This window comes from Alkaliflexus imshenetskii DSM 15055 (genome assembly GCF_000517065.1).
Classification (GTDB): domain Bacteria; phylum Bacteroidota; class Bacteroidia; order Bacteroidales; family Marinilabiliaceae; genus Alkaliflexus; species Alkaliflexus imshenetskii.
Map to the genome: position 1 here is coordinate 213,908 of NZ_KI912105.1, position 21,196 is coordinate 235,103.

At 39.9% G+C, this 21,196-nt stretch carries 15 protein-coding genes, 1 rRNA gene and 1 other annotated feature; of the genes, 6 read left to right on the top strand and 10 right to left on the bottom strand.

The window, feature by feature from the left end; translation table 11 throughout:
* Positions 1-100: 100 nt before the first annotated feature.
* Positions 101-1,672 (bottom strand): beta-N-acetylhexosaminidase, encoded by a 1,572-nt coding sequence (locus tag ALKIM_RS0100965; RefSeq protein WP_235714352.1) that lies wholly within the window; start codon positions 1,670-1,672, stop codon positions 101-103.
* A 302-nt stretch (positions 1,673-1,974) separates the two neighbouring features.
* Between ALKIM_RS0100965 and ALKIM_RS0100970 the strand changes: the two genes are divergently transcribed.
* The gene (locus ALKIM_RS0100970) at positions 1,975-3,879 is read left to right on the top strand and encodes an AMP-dependent synthetase/ligase (protein WP_026473038.1); all 1,905 of its coding nucleotides are present in this window, start codon (positions 1,975-1,977) and stop codon (positions 3,877-3,879) included.
* 199 nt (positions 3,880-4,078) lie between these two features.
* Complete coding sequence (locus tag ALKIM_RS0100975) at positions 4,079-4,945, top strand: hypothetical protein (protein WP_026473039.1); 867 nt, start codon at positions 4,079-4,081, stop codon at positions 4,943-4,945.
* Between the two features lie 95 nt (positions 4,946-5,040).
* On the opposite strand, the gene uvrB is transcribed toward ALKIM_RS0100975, so the two are convergent.
* Positions 5,041-7,059 (bottom strand): excinuclease ABC subunit UvrB, encoded by a 2,019-nt coding sequence (gene uvrB, locus ALKIM_RS0100980; protein ID WP_026473040.1) that lies wholly within the window; start codon positions 7,057-7,059, stop codon positions 5,041-5,043.
* 17 nt (positions 7,060-7,076) lie between these two features.
* On the bottom strand, positions 7,077-7,868 hold the full coding sequence (dapF, locus tag ALKIM_RS0100985) for a diaminopimelate epimerase (RefSeq protein WP_026473041.1): 792 nt from the start codon (positions 7,866-7,868) through the stop codon (positions 7,077-7,079).
* A 480-nt stretch (positions 7,869-8,348) separates the two neighbouring features.
* On the opposite strand from dapF, the gene ALKIM_RS0100995 reads away from it, so the two are divergent.
* Both ALKIM_RS0100995 and ALKIM_RS0101000 read left to right on the top strand, forming a co-directional pair.
* Positions 8,349-9,806 (top strand): Do family serine endopeptidase, encoded by a 1,458-nt coding sequence (locus ALKIM_RS0100995; protein WP_026473042.1) that lies wholly within the window; start codon positions 8,349-8,351, stop codon positions 9,804-9,806.
* 76 nt (positions 9,807-9,882) lie between these two features.
* A complete protein-coding gene (locus ALKIM_RS0101000; protein WP_026473043.1) occupies positions 9,883-10,743 on the top strand; it encodes a sigma-70 family RNA polymerase sigma factor in 861 nt (286 codons plus the stop codon).
* Positions 10,744-10,779: 36 nt separating this feature from the next.
* On the opposite strand, the gene ALKIM_RS17135 is transcribed toward ALKIM_RS0101000, so the two are convergent.
* Both ALKIM_RS17135 and gyrB read right to left on the bottom strand, forming a co-directional pair.
* Positions 10,780-11,871, bottom strand: coding sequence for a glycosyltransferase family 4 protein (locus ALKIM_RS17135; RefSeq protein WP_044117662.1), 1,092 nt, complete (start codon positions 11,869-11,871; stop codon positions 10,780-10,782).
* Positions 11,872-12,037: 166 nt separating this feature from the next.
* Positions 12,038-14,008 carry a DNA topoisomerase (ATP-hydrolyzing) subunit B gene (gene gyrB, locus ALKIM_RS0101010; protein ID WP_026473044.1) on the bottom strand — a complete coding sequence of 657 codons (1,971 nt, stop codon included), beginning with the start codon at positions 14,006-14,008 and terminating at the stop codon, positions 12,038-12,040.
* Positions 14,009-14,277: 269 nt separating this feature from the next.
* Here gyrB and ALKIM_RS0101015 point away from each other — a divergent pair, with 269 nt between their 5' ends.
* Positions 14,278-14,790 carry a UpxY family transcription antiterminator gene (locus tag ALKIM_RS0101015; RefSeq protein ID WP_026473045.1) on the top strand — a complete coding sequence of 171 codons (513 nt, stop codon included), beginning with the start codon at positions 14,278-14,280 and terminating at the stop codon, positions 14,788-14,790.
* Positions 14,791-14,817: 27 nt separating this feature from the next.
* On the opposite strand, the gene ALKIM_RS0101020 is transcribed toward ALKIM_RS0101015, so the two are convergent.
* The 4 genes from ALKIM_RS0101020 to ALKIM_RS0101040 form a co-directional block, all read right to left on the bottom strand.
* Positions 14,818-15,495: a YkgJ family cysteine cluster protein gene (locus tag ALKIM_RS0101020; protein ID WP_026473046.1), complete on the bottom strand. Its 678-nt coding sequence runs from the start codon at positions 15,493-15,495 to the stop codon at positions 14,818-14,820.
* Between the two features lie 23 nt (positions 15,496-15,518).
* The gene (locus ALKIM_RS0101025) at positions 15,519-16,724 is read right to left on the bottom strand and encodes a uracil-xanthine permease family protein (protein ID WP_044117663.1); all 1,206 of its coding nucleotides are present in this window, start codon (positions 16,722-16,724) and stop codon (positions 15,519-15,521) included.
* A gap of 123 nt (positions 16,725-16,847) precedes the next feature.
* A complete protein-coding gene (gdhA, locus tag ALKIM_RS0101030) occupies positions 16,848-18,203 on the bottom strand; it encodes an NADP-specific glutamate dehydrogenase (RefSeq protein ID WP_026473048.1) in 1,356 nt (451 codons plus the stop codon).
* Positions 18,204-19,029: 826 nt separating this feature from the next.
* Positions 19,030-19,707 (bottom strand): head GIN domain-containing protein, encoded by a 678-nt coding sequence (locus ALKIM_RS0101040; protein WP_162148779.1) that lies wholly within the window; start codon positions 19,705-19,707, stop codon positions 19,030-19,032.
* Between the two features lie 377 nt (positions 19,708-20,084).
* Between ALKIM_RS0101040 and ALKIM_RS17140 the strand changes: the two genes are divergently transcribed.
* Entirely contained in the window at positions 20,085-20,627 is a 543-nt protein-coding gene (locus ALKIM_RS17140; protein ID WP_044117664.1) for a nitroreductase family protein, read from the top strand.
* A gap of 196 nt (positions 20,628-20,823) precedes the next feature.
* Here ALKIM_RS17140 and rrf read toward each other — a convergent pair.
* Positions 20,824-20,934: ribosomal RNA gene (rrf, locus tag ALKIM_RS0101055) — 5S ribosomal RNA — on the bottom strand.
* 165 nt (positions 20,935-21,099) lie between these two features.
* Positions 21,100-21,196: a sequence feature (23S ribosomal RNA rRNA prediction is too short), on the bottom strand.

Genomic DNA, 21,196 nt, shown 5'->3' on the forward strand with positions numbered 1-21,196 from the left:
TGACGTGTGTGTGCCAATTAAAAAGGTTGAAAAACAAAACAAACCCTGCCGGCCAACGCAATCGTTGACAAACAGGGCTTGTTGAACGTTTTTTGATTGGCTATTTGCGAGGAACCAATGGCGATTTGTAAAAATTCACGTCTTTTGCACTCAATCGCTTTTCAAAGGCTGCCAAACGAAACTTATATTCGTCCCACGAACGGTTGTCTGCTGATGACCATGCAATTTCAGCAATTCCTAAAATTCTGGGAAATATCATGTATTCAATATCCTTCATGGTTTCAATGGTTTCAGTCCATAACGGAGCCTCGACACCATAAACCAACGCCTCGGGAAAACCCTCCACAAGAGCTGTAGGCTCCCACTCATAAGCCCTATCTACTTCAATAAAGCCTGACCAACTAAGTCCAATTACTGTGGTAGAATCATATTTCATATCCAGATAAGCCCTATCAGCAGGAGATACTATTATACTTCCACCCTGTTGGGCGGCCTTAAGCGCATTTTCTTCGTGTTTCCAAAACTGAGAAATGGCTCCAGGTCTGAGTTCTGCTGTAGCAATCTCATCCCAACCCACAATACGCTTGTTATATTTCAAAACAATATCCTGAACACGGTTAATGAAATAAATATAATCCTCCTTCGCTGTTACCCACGACTCATCACCGCCAATATGCAGATAATCGCCTGTGGTAAGTTGGGCAATTTCACGTATCACATCCTCAACAAATGTATAGGTAAGCTCATTTCTTGTATCCAACGTGCTAAATCCAACGTCGATACCGGTATATAATTCAGGTGCAATCCCATCTGGGTTTAGTTCCGGATAGGAGGCCAAAGCTGCATTTGTATGGCCTGGCATATCAATTTCGGGAACAACAACAATGAAACGGTCATCGGCATAACGCACAATTTCAGAAAATTCGTCCTGCGTATAAAAACCTCCTCTACCGCCTCCAACTTGAGTTTGGCCGCCAATTTCAGTTAGTTTTGGCCACGATTTAATCTCTATTCGCCAGCCCTGATCATCGGTGAGATGCATATGAAACCGGTTCATTTTAATCGATGCCAAATAATCGATATATCGCTTAACATCCTCCACGCCAAAAAAATGACGAGACACATCCAGCATAGCGCCTCTATACTGAAAACGGGGATAATCGCGTATCACACCTGCCGGAATAACCCATTTGTCATTTTGAACAGTCTGTTTCTCAATAGAAGCGGGTAACAATTGACGAATGGTCTGTATGCCTCGAAAAATGCCTTCGTGAGTTGCCGACGTCAATACGACCTTGTTGGGCATAATTCGAAGTTCATATTCTTCATTTCGAAAATCAGAATCATCGGACAGAACGAATATTACTCCAAAGACATCTTCTGCAGATTCAACCTCCTTCACAGAAAGCAAAAAACCGGTGGAAGGACTTATGTAATCATTTAAAAATTCTGCTACTCTGTGAAGTTCCAAATCAGCGTTAACCAGATATATGTTAGTTTTCTCACTAAATTCAAAAAAACCTTTTGAAGAACTAACACTTACCGGTACAGGTATCAAGGCTGCTTCCGTCAAAAATGTTCTATTGCTATAATCGCATGCTGATACAATGGCTAACATCAATATTGCATAAACTTGCACTTTCACTTTAAAAATTGACATATTCATTCTCATTTCTAAGTTAGTTTTGACTATTTATAAGTTTGCAGTGTTACAAGGCTAAATTAAGTCATACTTAATAAGAAACAAAACTCGCGATAAAATAATGTAATAGAAATGATACTAATCATCGATAATAAATATTAATTAGTAGGGCATTTATTACTTTTGCAGATATTGCGGCTTTTTTTGAGAGTCATTAAATTTACAACCAAATTCAAACTAACCAAAACAATACTGAAAATTAAAAAGATACATCAATTCTTCTGTTACAAACGCGTATCAACACACATAAACCCAATACTAAAGTCATCCAAATGATAAGCATTTTAGATTATTTTGAAGATAAGGTAAATAAATACACCAATAACCCTTTAATTTGGGAGAAGAGAGACGGAATATATCATTCTACAACCTATGGCGAAGCGCACCAGCTTGTTAAAATCTATGGCGCAGCATTGATTAGTTTAGATATTCAAAAAGGAGACAGAATTTCATTGTTGTCAGAAGGGCGACGTGACTGGTTGATTTCCGAATTATCGATACTTTATGCCGGTGCTATAAATGTCCCACTATCTACAAAACTGGAGGAAGCCAATGATTTAGTTTTTAGAATCAATCATTCTGATTCACGTTTTGTAATTGTCTCTGGTTATCAACTTCATAAAATCAGAAATATCAAACACCAGCTTTCAAAGCTGGAAAAAATAATCGTTCTGGATGAAATTAGCGATCTTCAGGAGAAGGAAATACGATGGTCTGAGCTTGAAACTATAGGGAAACAATTTATATCCACACACGAAAAGCGCGTTTCAGACATCAGGAACAGCGTAACTGCCGCAGACGTAGCAAACATCTCCTATACATCCGGAACTACTGCTGACCCCAAAGGCATCATGCTGTCACACCGTAACTATACGGCTAACGTTGAACAGGCATTTAGTTTCATCGATATACCTTCACATTACAGAACTCTGGTTGTTTTGCCATGGGATCACGCATTTGCACATACAGCTGCGCTTTATGCTTTTATGTTTAGAGGTGCTTCAGTTGCAGCAGTGCAAACTGGCTCCAATCCTACCGAAACACTGAAGAATTTTGCCAATAATATAATGGAAGTACAACCACATGTGATGATGAGTGTTCCGGCTTTGGCAAAAAACTTCAAAAAGAACATTGAAAAAGGTATTCGTGACAAAGGACGTTTTGTCAATGTATTGTTTAAAACGGCGCTTACCTACTCTTATTGGTACAATGGCACTGGAAACAACAAAGGCTATGGAATTAAAAAAGTAACCAAACCAATTGGAAAACTGTTTGATAAAATATTGTTTAGTCAAATTAGAACAAAATTTGGTGGCAACATGCAGTTTTTTATTGGAGGAGGCGCATTGCTCGACATAGAATTGCAAAAATTCTTTTATGCGATAGGCATACCAATGTATCAGGGATACGGGTTAAGTGAAGCAGCCCCTATAATAAGCGCCAATACTCCCAATTATCATAAAATGGGTTCATCCGGCAAAGTGGTGCACGATCTGGAGTTGAAGATCTGCGATGAGAGCGGAGAACAAGTGTCACAAGGCAAATCAGGCGAAATTGTTGTTAAGGGTGAAAATGTAATGCTCGGTTATTGGAAAAATGAATCTGCCACAAAAGAAACAGTTAAGAATGGTTGGCTTTACACAGGAGATTTAGGGTATGTAGATAAAGAGAATTATCTCTACGTTTTAGGCAGGTTTAAGAGTCTGCTTATCTCACATGATGGGGAGAAATATAGCCCCGAAGGAATTGAAGAGGCAATAATTGATTTGTGTCCGCTGATAGACCAGTTCATGTTGCACAACAACCAAAACCCTTATACAGTGGGCATTGCTGTGCCAAATCAAGACGCCATTAGATTGCTTCTTAAGAATCATTCTTTCACTACTGACGAAGAAAAAACGACCTATGTCCTCAACGCAATTCAAAATCAACTGGCGCAATTCAAAAAAGGCGGTAAACACCAGGATATGTTCCCGCAAAGATGGTTACCCACAGCCGTAACCATTGCTATTGAACCATTTACAGAGGCAAACAGGATGTTAAACAGCACAATGAAAATCGTCCGGCGAGTTATTGAATTAGAATACACAGAGGATATAAACAGATTATTTACAGCAGAAGGAAAAGATATTTGCAATACAAGAAACTTATCAAATATCAGAAAATACATAAAGTAACATAAAAAAAACTTACCGGAAAGAGGGAATTAAATGTAAAAAATGGTGCCATTTAACCTCTTTTTCGAGTTTTCTGTAAAAAAAACGAAACAAATTCACGGGGATTTCGTCTTTTCAGTGAATTGGCTTTTTGTATTTAATAAACTTTTCACCAAATTTACAGCCAATTAAACATCTAACAATATTAGAAAACTCATAGATGTCTACAAAACAGAAGTTTTATTTGCTATTGACACTATTCATACTGTTTGCTTCTTCGAGCGATGCACAAAGAAGGGGTTACAGGCGTACACCGTTTAATGTGATAGACGGTTTGTCAGTAACACCAAAAGGGGGATTGAACGTGTTTTTTGGAGACTTGGTAGATCAATCCAGGGCAAGCTACTCTTTTGGGGTGTTGGCAGACAGGGAAATGTCAAAATACCTCAGCGCAAGAGCCCAAGTGATGGGAGGAAAAATGCAAGGAGAGCAGCTAAGTCAGTCCTTGAACGTGCCTTATGCTACATTTGACAACTTCTATCTGGAATTTACGCTTGGAGGGACATATAGGCCATTGAATCATGTTTTAGGGTATTTTAAAGAAAGAGCAGTCCAACCATATGCACTTCTTCAAGCCGGGTTAATCTATTATGATGCTACTGAATATTGGGGTCCGGCAAGTTTTTCAACGGTGGGGGCTCAGCCAGGAGAGATTTGGCGTCAGGTAACAGAAATAGCACCAATTGTTGGAGCAGGCGGGGGATTCTCATATTGGATAAGTCCAAATCTGAGTGCTAATTTTGAATTTTATGGAACTTTAGCCTTCTCAGACAGATTAGATGCTCATGATGTATGGTACGATAGGTGGCCAGATGGCAACGAACGAACTACCGACCCTTATGACTTCTATTACACCGTAACTGCTGGAGTCAGTTACCTGATTCAAGATAGTCCATTTAGAAATGACCCGAGGTTTAACAGAAGGAGCTACAACAAAACCAGGAAGTTTTTCCAGCCTAAATCACGTTCACGTAGTCGTTCAACCAGACCTAGCAGTCACCAACGTAACAGGTTTTTATTCTTCTAGACTTGATTGAAAGTATTACAATAGATACAAAGAAAGAGCTGTCCTTAAAGGATGGCTCATTTTTGTTGTCTTGCATGTTCTATTTCTAGTTGTGCTCAATGCTCCTTACGTTCCTTGACCAGCTGCTGAAGCCGATACATTTCATCACGGTATTGAGCTGCAGAAATAAAATCCAATTCCTTAGCGGCATCTTCCATGGCTTTCTTTACTTTAACGATAGATTTTTCCAAAGCGGACACGCTCATATATGCAACCACAGGATCTGCTGCCACATCAGCAGTCTCAGGTTCAATATAGGCTTTGGATTCAAATTGAGCAGCACTTCCGGGAATTGTAGAGCCTTTCTTACGAATAACCTGCCTTGGAGTAATGCCATGTGTCGCATTGTAAGCCAACTGTTTCTCACGTCTTCGGAGGGTAGCATCAATTGTCTCTTGCATCGAACGGGTAATAGTATCGGCATACATGATAACCCTACCGTTTATGTTTCGCGCAGCACGACCTGCCGTCTGGGTTAGTGAACGGGCTGAACGCAGAAAACCTTCTTTGTCGGCATCCAAAATGGCAACCAGTGAAACCTCCGGCAAATCCAACCCCTCACGCAGTAAATTCACACCCACAAGTACATCAAAAACACCGTTTCGCAATCCTTCCATAATTTTCACCCGCTCAAGTGTATCAACGTCAGAGTGAATATACTCGCATTTAACACCCATTCTCAACAGGTACGCTGATAGCTCCTCAGCCATACGCTTTGTCAATGTCGTAACTAACACCCGCTCGGACTTCTTTGTCCGAAGCTGTATCTCGTCCATCAAATCATCAATCTGATTCAAACTTGGACGAACTTCAATTTCAGGATCGGGTAGCCCGGTTGGTCGAATTACTTGTTCAACAATTACGCCTCCGCTTTTCGCTATCTCATAGTCGGCGGGAGTGGCACTAACATAGATGGCACTTTGGGCAAGTTGTTCAAACTCTTCGAATCGCAATGGTCTGTTATCCATGGCTGCCGGCAGACGGAACCCGTATTCAACGAGGTTTTGTTTTCGGCTAAAATCACCTCCATACATGGCTCGAATTTGAGGTATTGTTACGTGACTCTCATCCACCACAACTAAAAAATCCTTCGGAAAATAATCCAGCAAACAGAAAGGACGAGTTCCGGGCGGTCGTCCATCAAAATAGCGGCTATAGTTTTCAATACCTGGACAATGCCCCAATTCACGTATCATCTCCAGATCATAATTCACGCGTTCCTCAAGTCGTTTGGCTTCAAGCTTTTTACCACCCTCACGCAAAAATGCCAAATGTGCAGTTAAATCATCCTGAATAACACGAATTGCTTGATGTATGCGCTCTTTTGTAGTAACAAAAATATTTGCCGGATAAATTAAAAATTGATCATGGTACTCGATTCTGATATTGTTTAGCGGATCAAATGTTTCAATAGACTCTATTTCATCGCCCCAAAAAATCACACGACAGGCATGGTCGGCGTAGGCCAAATGTACATCTACAGTATCTCCTTTCACCCTAAAATTGCCACGGTTAAACTCCACCTCATTTCTGGAATAAAGGCTATCTACCAAATGGCGAAGAAACTTGTTGCGGCCAAAATTCTTTCCCTTATTAAGGGTAATTACATTAGAATGAAAATCTTCAGGGTTTCCTATACCATATAAACATGAAACAGATGAGACAACAATCACATCCCTTCTTCCGGAGAGTAGTGCTGATGTCGCGCTTAAACGTAGCTTCTCGATTTCATCATTAATGGATAAATCTTTCTCGATGTAAGTATCAGTTACAGGAATATAGGCCTCAGGCTGGTAATAGTCATAGTATGATACAAAATACTCAACGGCATTTTGCGGAAAAAAATTACGGAACTCACCATATAACTGCGCAGCCAATGTTTTATTGTGACTTAAAACCAAAACTGGCCGTTGCAACTGCTCAATTACATTTGCCACGGTAAAAGTTTTACCAGAACCTGTAACGCCCAACAATGTCTGAAAGTTTTCACCTAAATGAAATCCTTCAATTAATTGGCGAATTGCCTCCGGCTGATCACCTGTTGGTTTATACTCTGATTCGAGATTAAACTCCATAACGCTGTTTAAAAAGACTAAAACTTTCGAATGGTTCCTTCATATACAAACTTGGCAGGACCTTCGAGCCAAATATTCTTATAAACACCAACATCCACGGCATCGAATCTGATTTTCAGATCGCCACCTCGCACTTTTACACGATACCTTTCTGTCTTTCTATTCAAATAATGATCGGTTAGCACTGAAGCGACACAACCTGTTCCGCACGACCATGTCTCATCCTCCACGCCCCTTTCATAGGTACGCACATTGACTAGCCCATCGCCAATAACTTTAACGAAATTGACATTGGTACCACCATCACCAAAAAGAGAACTGTTTCGTATATCGCAACCCAATCGCACCACATCCAGACTATCAATATCATTATGAAAACTAACAAAATGGGGTGAACCTGTATTCAGAAAATAACCATCTGTCATTTGTTGTATACCATTTACATCAACCATTTTCAGACTTACCTCTCCCTCGGTCCAAACAGCCTCATGAACCCCATCAATCGCTTCAAATTCAAAAAGCTTATCTTTACGAATAATCCCAAGTTTTTCAGCAAATGCAACAATACAGCGGCCACCATTTCCACACATGGTACTTTCTCTTCCGTCACTGTTGAAATATCGCATAAAGAAAGCATAGCTATCAGAAGTCTCAAGCATCATAAAACCATCAGCTCCGATGCCAAATCGACGGTGACACAAATATTTGACAAAGGATGAATCACCAGCATCAAAACTATTATCCCTGTTATCAAGTATAACAAAATCGTTACCCGTGCCATGGAATTTATAAAAACGTATTGTACTCATTCATCAATAAATTAGCAATGTTATTCTCATTAAGTGCAATTCCTTTGGAATCTACACAAAGATACGCAACGTCATTTTTATATTGCATCTTAACTGCCAGAATTCAATAGAATTTGCGATTAACTGCAAATCATCAGAACTTGACAAAGATAAAATATCGACGTAAATTTTAATGGGAATTAAATGAAGAGACAAATTACAATATGATCCCCCTGGCATTATTTTGGTTTTGGTTAAGGGTTAGGGTTTCCGAAGTAATGTTTAGGGGGATCGCTTTTTTAATAAAACACAAACTCCTCATCATCCCAAATGCCCTGACACCTCAAACGAAACAAAACAAAAGGACAGGCCTGCTTGTTGTTTAATTAAAGGTCACAAAAGAAAAATATCGTAACAAAACCGTGGTTAAAATATGTTAACCACACCACCAAGGCACATGTTTTGATATTTATTCAGAGTTAACCTTTAATTGTAATCGATATGAATGCAAAAAATTTCGTTTCAACATTCGCGATAGCAGTTTTTAGTGCAATTATCGTTGTTTTTACATACTCAAAATTTAATAAGAACGAAGTACGTACAATAGAAGTACCGGTTCAGATAGATCATGCTGCGCGCCTAGCCACCATGCCATCCTCAAATCCGGTTGGCGTACCTGACTTGACCTTTGCTGCTGAAAAATCAGTTAATGCAGTAGTTCACGTACGAACAAAAGGGCGAGCCACCAATAATCAATCCCAATCAGGACATCCTTTGTTTGATTTCTTTTTTGGACCCAGAAGCTTTTCGCCCGACTCACAACCGGTAATGGGTTCCGGATCTGGTGTAATTTTAACAAGTGATGGTTTTATAGTAACCAACAACCATGTAATTGATCGTGCAGATGAAATTGAAGTTACATTGAATGACAAACGCACCTTTAATGCTGTAAAAGTTGGTGCTGACACAAGTACCGACATTGCCTTGCTTAAAATTGATGCCTCTGACTTGCCATATCTTGAATATGGAAATTCTGATAAGATACGAATTGGCGAGTGGGTATTGGCAGTTGGTAATCCATTCAATCTTACTTCAACTGTAACCGCGGGTATTGTGAGTGCAAAATCACGAAGCATACAAATACTTGGACAGATGAGTATCGAAGCTTTTATCCAAACAGATGCAGCAGTAAACCCGGGAAATAGTGGCGGCGCCCTGGTGAATACACATGGTGAACTGGTGGGCATAAACACTGCCATTGCATCACGAACAGGCTCATTCACAGGCTACTCATTTGCTGTACCTGTAAGCATTGTGGAGAAGGTTGTTGCCGACCTTATGGAGTTTGGAGAAGTACAGCGCGGACTATTAGGTGTCAATATCCGTGAGATGAATAACGAACTCGCCCAAAAACTCAAACTAGACAGAGTAAGAGGCATATATGTAGCGGATGTTGTTGAGAATGGTGGTGCGCATGCTGCCGGTATTAAAAGCGGTGATGTGATAGTAAGCATCAACAGCCAGGCTGTGAATACAGTACCACAGTTACAGGAACGGGTTAGCAGATTTAGGCCGGGTGACAATTTGCAGGTAGAGGTAATTCGTGATGGAAAAAGAAAACCTTTTACAGTAACTTTACGTAATATTCACGGTAATACCGATCTGGTACAAACATCAAACATACTGGCCGCGCTTGGAGCCACATTCGAGCCACTGTCCGATAGTGACAAACAAAGATTGCGGCTGAGGAACGGTCTGAAAGTAACCTCGGTATCATCGGGAAAATTCCGAGATGCAGGCATTCGGGAAGGTTATATAATCACACAGGCAAACCGTGTTCCGATTAATAGAGAAGAAGATCTACGAAGAGTTGTTGAAGTGCTTAACGAAGGTTTGTTTTTAACCGGTGTTTACACTAACGGGAGAGTGGCATATTATGCCATCAACCTACAGGAATAATAATCAAGTAAAGGCATTCCGAATATTGCTTTACTGAGTAAATAATTGTAATTTTGCGCCGTATTTTGGAGGGAACATGAGACAATTAAAAATAACAAAATCTATTACCAACCGCGAAAGCGCTTCGCTGGATAAGTACTTACAAGAGATTGGACGTGAGGAACTTATTTCAGTTGAAGAAGAAGTTGAATTGGCGCAACGGATCAAGAAAGGCGATCAAGCCGCTCTTGAGAAGTTGACCAGAGCCAACCTTCGCTTTGTGGTGTCTGTTGCCAAACAGTATCAAAACCAGGGCTTAAGCCTTCCTGACCTTATCAATGAGGGAAACCTGGGATTGATTAAAGCGGCCGAAAAATTTGACGAAACCAGAGGATTTAAATTCATCTCATACGCAGTATGGTGGATTCGTCAGTCAATCCTGCAGGCATTAGCCGAGCAATCCAGAATCGTGCGCCTTCCGTTGAACCAGGTTGGTTCATTAAATAAAATCAACAAGGCCTATTCTAAGTTTGAGCAGGAACATGAACGAAAACCATCACCTGAAGAGTTGGCCGATGAGTTGGAATTGCCAGCTGACAAGGTTGCAGATACTCTGCGTGTGGCCGGTCGTCACATTTCAGTTGATGCCCCTTTTGTAGAAGGTGAAGACAATAGTTTGCTGGACGTACTCGTAAACAGTGATTCGCCAAATGCCGACAGAACCCTTATCAACGAATCGTTAGCCAAAGAAATTGAACGAGCGCTAGCCACCCTCACTGAGCGTGAAAGCGATATTATTAAATTGTTCTTTGGCATTGGTTGTCAGGAAATGACTCTTGAGGAAATTGGTGAGCGTTTTGGACTTACTCGTGAACGTGTTCGTCAGATTAAAGAAAAAGCCATCAGACGCTTAAGGCACACATCAAGAAGCAAATTGCTGAAATCTTATTTAGGTTAATATACCAAAAGCCGGTCAATCGACCGGCTTTTGTATTTAAAACAGTTCATCAAAAACCTTAAGCTCATTTTCCCAAGTTAGTTTAGATGTAGCCATGGGCAACGTTCTGCTCCACTCATCTCTCAATTGCTTATTCTCACAAGCTTCCCTAATTGCATCGGCAATATCAATCGGACTTAGTGTATCAACCAATAAACCCGTATTGTAACTAGTCACAATGTTGGAAATATCAGGAAATGAAGTGGCAATTACGGGTAAACCCAAAAAAGGATAATCGAAAATACGGTTTGGTAATGAATGATAATAGTTCAACCCCATATTTTCGAGTAAACAGAGGCCGACATGGGCCTTTAAAGCATAGCTTGGCAATTCTTCAAAAGGCACTTTACCCACAAATGTAACCCTCTCATTCAATCCTAGTTTTGCGGTCAGCTCTTTAAGATTCTGCTCCACATCGCCAGAACCCACAATCAGCATTCGATATCGGGGCAAATATCTCATCGCTTCAATTGAAGCTTCGAGACCTCTACCAACATTTAACGCTCCCTGATAATAAACAATTGGATTGTCGCCGACGGGCCTAATGTCAAACGGCTGACCTTTTGAAGAGGGAATGTTACGAACCAAGTGAAAATTGCATCCATACTTGGAACGATAAATTTCAACGATGCCTGGCGAAACGGTTATACCCTTTGATATGCGTGGAACCAATAACTTTTCGATAAAAGTCCACAAACGTTTAACCACTGGCCGGTTAACCACTTCAGGTTGCTCGGGAAAGTATTCGTGACTGTCGAAAATAACGGGCAGACCTTTGATTCGGCCAGCAATAGAGCATGCCATCAATGTGTCCAAATCAACCGAGATTATTTTATCATATCTGTGAAAGAGTAAGAAGAAAGTCAGCCTTAGATTATACTCTGCATAAAAGAGAGGCCCTCTGTTAAATAACAATCTAAAGCGAATGTGATGTCCGAGCCTATCCCGGGGTATATCTCCCCCTGGGAAACGACGGCCTACCAAGGTCACATCAAAACCGCGTTCGCATAAGTGACTTGCAAGTTTTGCAACCCGTTGGTCCGTTACAAGGTTGTTGATTACGGTAATTACAACTTTAGATTTCTTCATTTTAAAAATGCAATTCTTCCTCTAAAAATAAAACCTTTCTGACTAAATCTATCAGAAAGGTTTCAATAAAATAACATCTATAATAGATATTCATTCACTTGTTTGAAGCCAAAATGCGCTCCAAAGATTACAATCTACAACCTCGGAAAAGGAATGAATAAAAAAACTATACATCAATTTTGGCATACGTGGCATTCTGCTCAATAAATTCTCTACGTGGTGGCACATCATCGCCCATGAGCATGCTGAAAATTCGGTCAGCTTCTGCAGCACTTTCGATGGTAACCTGGCGCAGAGTGCGAGTTTCGGGGTTCATGGTTGTTCCCCACAACTGCTCGGCATTCATTTCACCAAGACCTTTATACCTTTGAATATGTATTAGATCTTCCCTGCCATTGCCATACTTTTCGATGAACATACGACGCTGCTTGTCATCCCAGCAATACTCCTCAATTTTGCCTTTCTTTAGTAAATAAAGAGGTGGTGTGGCAATATAAAGGTGACCGTTGGTGATCAAATCCTTCATATACCTGAAGAAGAAAGTCATTATCAAGGTTGTAATGTGACTTCCGTCAACATCGGCATCCGTCATAATAATTACTTTATGATATCGCAATTTCTCAAGATTAAGGGCTTTGGAATCCTCTTCCGTACCAATTGTTACTCCCAGCGCAGTAAATATATTCTTAATCTCCTCATTTTCAAACACCTTATGCTGCAATGCTTTTTCCACATTCAGGATTTTACCTCTCAAAGGTAGAATAGCCTGGAATTGTCTGTTTCGGCCTTGTTTAGCCGTACCTCCTGCAGAGTCACCCTCAACCAGAAATACCTCACAGCCGGCCGGATCCTTATCGGAGCAGTCGGCAAGTTTACCTGGTAGGCCCCCACCTGACAATACACTTTTACGTTGAACCAATTCACGTGCTTTGCGCGCAGCATGCCGGGCTGTGGCAGCAAGAATCACTTTGTTTACGATGGAACGGGCATCTTTTGGATTCTCTTCAAGATAGTTTTGTAGCATGATACTCACAGCCTGATCCACAGCAAGGCTTACGTCGCTGTTGCCCAACTTAGTCTTTGTCTGACCTTCAAATTGAGGCTCAGCCACTTTCACAGAAATAACGGCTGTTAATCCCTCTCTAAAATCATCCCCATTGATATCAAATTTCAGTTTTGACAACATGCCTGATTTCTCAGCCCATGTTTTAAGTGTACGTGTAAGCCCACGTCTGAAACCTGTAAGATGGGTTCCTCCCTCAATTGTATTAATGTTATTTACATAAGAATGAACATTTTCATTGAAGGAGTTATTATAGAGAATTGCAATTTCTACCGGCACTTCATTTTTCTCAGTATCTATGTAGATAATGTTATCGATTAACTTTTCACGGTTGCTATCGATAAACTGCACAAACTCACGCAATCCAAGTTCAGAATGAAAACGCTCTTGCTTAAACTCCCCTTTATCATTCACTTCTCTTCTATCCGTTAGAATGATTTCAATATTGGCGTTAAGGAAGGCCAATTCACGCATTCTTTCAGCAAGGATAGAGTATTTATACTCAGTGGTATTAAATATGGTCGCATCAGGTTTAAACGTAACTGAAGTACCTCTTTTGTCTGTTTGTCCAATGAGCTTTACATCAGCGACAGGTTTTCCCCGTTCATACTGTTGATGATATACATTTCCATCGCGATGCACTTCAACTACCAATAAAGTTGACAAGGCGTTCACACATGAAACACCTACACCGTGCAATCCACCTGATACCTTATAACTTCCTTTATCAAATTTACCTCCAGCATGAAGCACAGTCATTACAACTTCAAGTGCAGAACGACCTTCCTTTTCGTGAATATCCACAGGAATGCCTCGTCCATTATCGATGACGGTGACTGAATCATCCTCGTTGATGGTCACCTCGATGCGATCACAATGGCCTGCAAGTGCCTCATCAATAGAATTATCTACAACTTCATATACCAGGTGGTGTAAACCTTTTACACTTATATCCCCGATATACATAGCAGGACGCTTACGAACTGCTTCCAAACCTTCAAGAACCTGTATACTATTGGCCGAATAATCACCATTAGATGGCTTTATTGGCAACTGCTCTAAATTATCGCTCATGATTTAATTTATTGAATAAAATTCCCGAATCCAGTATTCTCAACCATATTCGAAAGAAGTACAAATATAACAAAAAATCGGCGCTATTCGGGATTATAGAAGGCTTTTTTACGATGCCCAAAACACTTTTACAAACCTGATTTTCATACACATAACAAAGATACAAATACTACAAGAACTTGAAATAAATTGGAATTGCCCAATATGCCTTGTGTATGGTTGCTTTTATAGGATAACTATTCTAAATTTGGCGATTGGAAAAAATCGCGATGGAACTAAAAAAAGAAACTGACAATCAATGGTATGCTCTTTATACCAAATCGAGAGCTGAAAAAAAAGTTCTGGAGCAGCTTACCAGTATTGGCATCAAGGCCTATTTGCCATTAAAAAGAGAGTTAAAACAATGGAGCGACCGAAAAAAGTGGATTGAAACCCCCGTTATAAATTCATATATTTTTATTTGCATACCTCAATCAGAATATCGCAAAGTATTTGATGTAAGAGGTGTTGTGGCTTATGTTTCTCACAAGGGGAAAGCAGTAGTTATACCAGATGATGAAATTGAGGCCATGCGGCGTACTGTTGAAAACAAGCTCACATTCAGCGTTGAAACGAGCACCATACATAAAGGTCAGATAGTTACAGTTACATCTGGCCCTTTGGCAGGAATATCCGGAGAGGTAACCGAAATAAGAGGAGAGAAAAAACTACATCTTCGTATCAGCCATATTGGCTACACACTGGTAGTAAACCTTGATTCAGACATCGTACTAAAACAGTGAGAAAATTCTGATTGTCAAAGCACCCAATTATGCAGCAATATCAACACCTCCTGATGGGGTTAAAACCGGAGGATCATTGGGTTCAGGAGCGTCGGGATTGAGCCATTGCATGCGAAACAACACATATTCTAATGCCTGCTTCAACCCTTGATTGAGCGGATAAAGGCCATTATCGATGTACCTGTTGAGATTTCGTAACTGAGGCGTAACATGCGGAATAAATGGCATCAGATTACTTAAACGATCCAGCAAGTCCTGATTCAACTTATGCTTCTCCTTTAAAATTTTGCATAACACGAGTTGCCTGGAGCCATACTTCCCAACTTTTGCAGCGCCTCCAAAATATCGGCATATTAATGGCCGGTTGTCATAATCTGTACAATAACCCTGACTCCCATCTTCAGAGGTTTTATGATACATGACACAAGGTATCTGCTCAATTCCTTGCTGATTCAAAATTTCCAATACATAATTAACCTGACCACTAATTATTAAATCAATGGCCAGGGGAATCATTTCAAAAACGGTGACCTCAAGATGCAGTGACGGCTTGTAGCAACATGCACCACAACCTGAAACACAAAAAAAGTTGTTATCTCTTCTTACAAAAGAAGTTTGAATATCATAATCTTTATATAATTGAATAAGCTCTTCAAGACCATCGATCTCCAGTGCCTTCACCAATTTATCCTTCTCCCAAAGCATAAATAAAGATTATTGTAATTTGATCATGGGTTCATTTTAACCGGCTTAGACCTGTCAGGCAAAATTAAATTCAATAACACCCCGACAACAGCAGAAAGGCCTATTCCTGCCATCGAGAAATTACCGAAATTAATAACAGCACCGCCTATGCCTACCGTCAGAACAATTGACACAATTACCTGATTCCTGGTTCGATTTAAATTTGCACCGGAATCAATAAGCGTTTTAATGCCCACAGTTGCAATCATGCCAAACAACAACAGCATAATGCCTCCTAATACAGACTGCGGAATGGACTTTAAAACGCCGCTTACTTTACCGATTAACGAAAAGACGATAGCAGTAATCGCAGAAATTCGAAGTATAACAGGATTGGTTACTTTGGTAAGCGAAATTGCACCTGTAACTTCAGAATATGTTGTATTTGGCACACTGCCAACAAAACCGGCGAAAGCAGTAGCAATGCCATCACCAAGCATGGTGCGATGCAATCCTGGTTTACGCACAAAATTCTTCTCTGCCACAGCACCTATGGCATACATATCGCCCACATGCTCAATAAGCGGGGCAATGGCCACCGGAATCATATAGATAATAGCTCCCCAGTGCAATTCAGGTTTAGTAAAATCGGGAAAGGCAAACCAAGCAGCCTCGGTAACAGGTGAAAAATCCACTTTACCAAGCAGAACTGCAACCAAATAGCCGGCTACAATCCCACAAAAAACGGGAATTAATTTAATTAGGCCACGGGTAAAGACAACAACAAACAGTGCAGTTAACAATGCCACCAGAGCAATTAGCCAATCTGTTTGCGCCATATTAACGCCAACCGATGCCAAAGAGAGACCAATTACCATAATAACAGGACCAACCACCACCGAAGGGAAAAATTTCTCGACAATCACGATACCACGCCACTTTATGATAGCTGACATAACCATATAAACAGCGCCTACTGCAATTAATCCTGACAAGGTACCAGCGAATCCGAAAAGCCGGGTTGCTTCTACAATTGGTGCTATAAAGGCAAAACTACTGCCTAAAAAAACCGGAACCATGCCCCGGGTTACAAGATGGAAAATTAAAGTTCCAACACCAGCACTAAAAAGTGCAATTGAAGGATTGATTCCAACCAATAAAGGAACAAGCACGGTTGCACCAAAAGCAACAAATAAAAATTGTATTCCGAGAACTGTATTCCTTGGAAGTTCTTTTAGTTTTTCAGACATCAGAAGTATTGATTAATAAGTAAAAAGGTTTTCCCAATCACAAAAACAAATCCTAATTCAAAGAAAATAAAAAACCCTCAAAGAATAATTCTTCGAGGGTTTTTTTTATCCTAAATATATAAACTATACCAAACCTTGTGCAAGCATGGCGTTAGCTACTTTAATAAAACCGCTGACATTGGCACCATTTACATAGTTTACAAAGCCATCGGCCTGCGTTCCATTTTTCACGCAAGCAGCATGAATATTCTTCATGATAGATTGCAATTTGGCATCCACTTCCTCTTTAGTCCATTGCAGACGCATGGAGTTTTGACTCATCTCAAGACCTGACACGGCAACACCTCCGGCATTGGCAGCTTTGCCTGGCCCATAGAGAATTTTATTATCTATAAACACTTTAATCGCCTCTGGAGTTGATGGCATATTGGCACCTTCAGCCACACAGATACACCCATTCTCAACCAGAATTTGAGCCTCCTCACCATTCAATTCGTTTTGCGTAGCACATGGTAGTGCGATATCACACTTGGCCTTCCATGGACGTTGTCCTTCCCAGTATTGAGCTGAAGGGTACTTATCTGCATACTCTTTAATACGGCCACGAATTGCATTTTTAAGCAACATCACATATTCCAGTTTTTCGCTGGTAATACCCTCCGGATCGTATATAGAACCATTTGAATCTGAAAGGGTAACAACTTTACCGCCCATTTCAAGTACTTTCTCAACTGCGTACTGAGCTACATTTCCGGAACCGCTAATGGCAACGGTCTTTCCTTTAAAGCTCTCGCCACGGGTTTTCAACATCTCCTGAGCAAAATAAACTGTTCCATAACCAGTGGCTTCGGGGCGCAAGGGGCTTCCGCCAAAATCAAGACCTTTTCCGGTGTAGGTACCAGTAAATTCATTTCTCAATTTTTTATACTGGCCATACATATATGCCACTTCACGACCACCTACACCAATATCACCGGCAGGCACATCTGTGTTAGGGCCAATATGTCGATATAACTCATTCATAAAAGACTGACAAAACTTCATAACCTCGTTGTCAGATTTTCCTTTTGGATTAAAGTCAGAACCTCCTTTTCCACCGCCCATTGGCAATGATGTAAGACTGTTCTTTAGTACTTGTTCAAAAGCAAGAAACTTTAAAATACTAAGGTTTACAGACGCGTGAAAACGGATACCTCCTTTGTAGGGTCCAATTGCACTGCTCATCTGTACTCTAAAACCGCGGTTTATCTGAACTTCTCCGCGATCATCAAGCCAAGGCACCCGGAACATAATTACTCTTTCAGGCTCGGCCATACGTTCAAGAATCTTATTCTTCATGAGAACAGGGTTCTCAACGATAAATGGGGCCAAACTCTCAACTACTTCATGTACTGCCTGATAGAATTCAGGTTCTGCAGGATTACGTGCTATAACACCTGCCATAAAATCATCAATGTAACGGGCTACCTGGTCTTTCATTCTTTTAGTTTTTAAAGTATTAAGGACTTGGATGGCATCTGCATATAAATAACCACCGTAATTTAATCAAAACGCCGAATATGCTCGAAGTAATATTTCCTAAACCATTAAATTCAATGGTGACAAAAATAATATTTTAATATCATTTTACTTACAGGTTCTACTAAATAATATCAAATAAATTACAAACTATTGCAAACAGTGCCACAATAACAATTACAAAACACCGTCTTCTTTCAATTTATAAGAAAACCAATTCTATTTGATAAATAATATAAAAACAAGAATGCTTTTGGTTGGATATTCTAATAAATAAGTCACCTACTATTTACGCTCAGGAATGATATGCAAATATCGAGGTGAATTTGCTATTCATAGTAAATAACAGAAAGGAAAGTATAGAACCTGAGCATTGGCAAGCCAAAAATCGAAGCACTAAAAATGAATAGTTAATTAATAAAACATGCATAATTAGAACGTTACAACAAAAAATATGAACCCTTTCTTAATTATTTAAAAGTTTGTTATAAATTCGTATAGGATAAATCAGGATTTTGACAAGAAAGACCTATACGCTAAATTTCAAAACTGTTGCAATTCAAATGTCAAAAAAAGATTAACATGTTAGTTCCCAATAACGATGCTGCCGAAGTAAAGACTTGTTTCGTATGTAAAGCACCCATTTTGAATCAAAAAGTAGAAAACAATCTAAAGGTTAATTTGCCTGTTTGCTCTAAGTGTAAAGGAAGCCAAGAAGAAATATTGGCTGTCAAAATGGCCATAGAATCCTTAGGTGAGGATTTTGTTTGTGGTTGCATATAAAATACTAATGCTCAAAATAGATTAAATCACCACCACCCGAAATTTGGGAAGTAACATTTGCGCTTCCAGAATAAAACACCCGTCCCTCACCAGCTATTTTAACATTTAGATTATCATGCACATTACAATATATCAAACCGGAACCAAATAATGAGATCTCAGCCGCGTAAGCTATAAAACTTGAGCCATCTACCATACCCGAGCCCTCTTGTACAATGCTGCAGCTTTGTGCAATACCTTGCAAAACAATCTCCCCCGAACCTACCTGATAGATAGAGCATCGCTCAAAATGACCTTGAACATTAAGTCGCCCGCTACCCTCATTACGCAAATCAAGGTGCTCGATAAGAACATCGCTGAAACTCACATTGGCCGAACTGGTAACGTGCACCTTCATGTATTCCTGTTCCATTGAGTTGACACGAACGCGACCCGGCGAAAGAACATCTATAACTAACAGTTCCGGCGTGTATAAACGTATTAAAACTGGTTTTTGAGATATCAGGTTAAAATTCCCCTTGCGCCGCACAATCAATCGACCTCTTTCCAACTCAGTAATTACAAAAGGCTGCAAATTTGCATCGGCCTCAACAAATAATTTCTGAACATCTGAAGGATAGATTTCCAAAGTAAAATTATCGCTCAACTGAACCGCCGTAACTGTACCATTAAATCTTAGCAAATTTGTACGATTCTGTTCCTGAATATCACCATTTCCTAATAAATCTAAGTTTAAAATCCCTTCGCAACCAGATAAAGAGAGAAAAAGCAATATATATGTTAGAATCCGCATATAAATAGAGCAAATAAGTGTTTCACAAATTTAAGAATTCATTTGTTGTGAGACAATTGATTATGAAGATTTCATCTATCGCAACAATTCTGAAAACTAAGACATCGATTTATGAAAAAACTTTTTTATCACTTCATAAACCTATTAATTATGATTTTACATATCTTTATGATGCTTTTGGTTTATATTATTTAGTAACTGAGGGATTGGAGCAAAGGTTCCAATTCCTTAGTTTTTTTTATATGTACTAAACCCTATTTATAAAGATGGAATTATTAGACCTTATAAGAAAGCGCAAGTCGGTGCGCTCATTTCAAGATAAAAAGATACCTGAAAACATGCTTACTCAAGTTCTGGAAGCTGGTAGATTGGCACCATCAGCTGTAAACTACCAGCCTTGGTGTTTTATTGTTATCGATGACAAAGAGATGCTTGACGGTTTATATCAGTCATATCCAAGAGACTGGTTTAAAACTGTACCTCAGGTTATTGTTATCTGCGGTAATCACAAAGAATCCTGGAAACGCAGTAATGATAGAAAAGATCATTGCGACATTGATGTAGCTATTGCAACCGACCATATAACACTAATGGCCACCTATTTAGGATTCAGCACTTGTTGGGTTTGCAATTTTGAACCCACTATAGTCAGAGAACTCCTGTCCTTACCAGCGCATCTGGAACCCATTGTACTACTGCCGATTGGATTTGCCTCAGAAGAGCAAACAATTGAAAAGAAAAAACGTAAAGAACTCAACCAAGTCCTATTCATCAATAACATTGATACTTCCTTAAAAGAAAACGAATAATTTGACAACGAACTGCACCTTACCGCCCTAACAAACAATAAACATCAACCAATCGACAACTTACCGCATTAAATTTTCTAATCTCCTTTGTGCCCTTTGCGCCCTTGTGGTTACTAGCAGTTTCACTGCATACGCACCAACGGGCTTAAACACAAAAAGGAGTAGCTGATTGCTCAACTACTCCTTTGTCTTAAAAAATCGGCGGCGACCTACTCTCCCACTGTTACGCAGTACCATCGGCGCTGTAAGGCTTAACTTCTCTGTTCGGAATGGGAAGAGGTGGAACCCCTACGCTATAGCCACCTGAATACCTTACCAGATGATTAAAGATATAGATTTTTAGAGGTATAGATGAAGCGATTTATCTCTTTCATCTTATCTATCTGTCTTAATATCTCAATATCTAATTCTATGTTATAGATATATTGACCTCGAAAAGAAACAGCCACAAATAAACCTTGCTCAGAAAGTTTCGGGTAATTAGTACTGCTCGGCTTTGATGTTGCCATCTTTACACCTGCAGCCTATCAACGTCATAGTCTCTAACGCCCCTTATATGGAGATCTCAT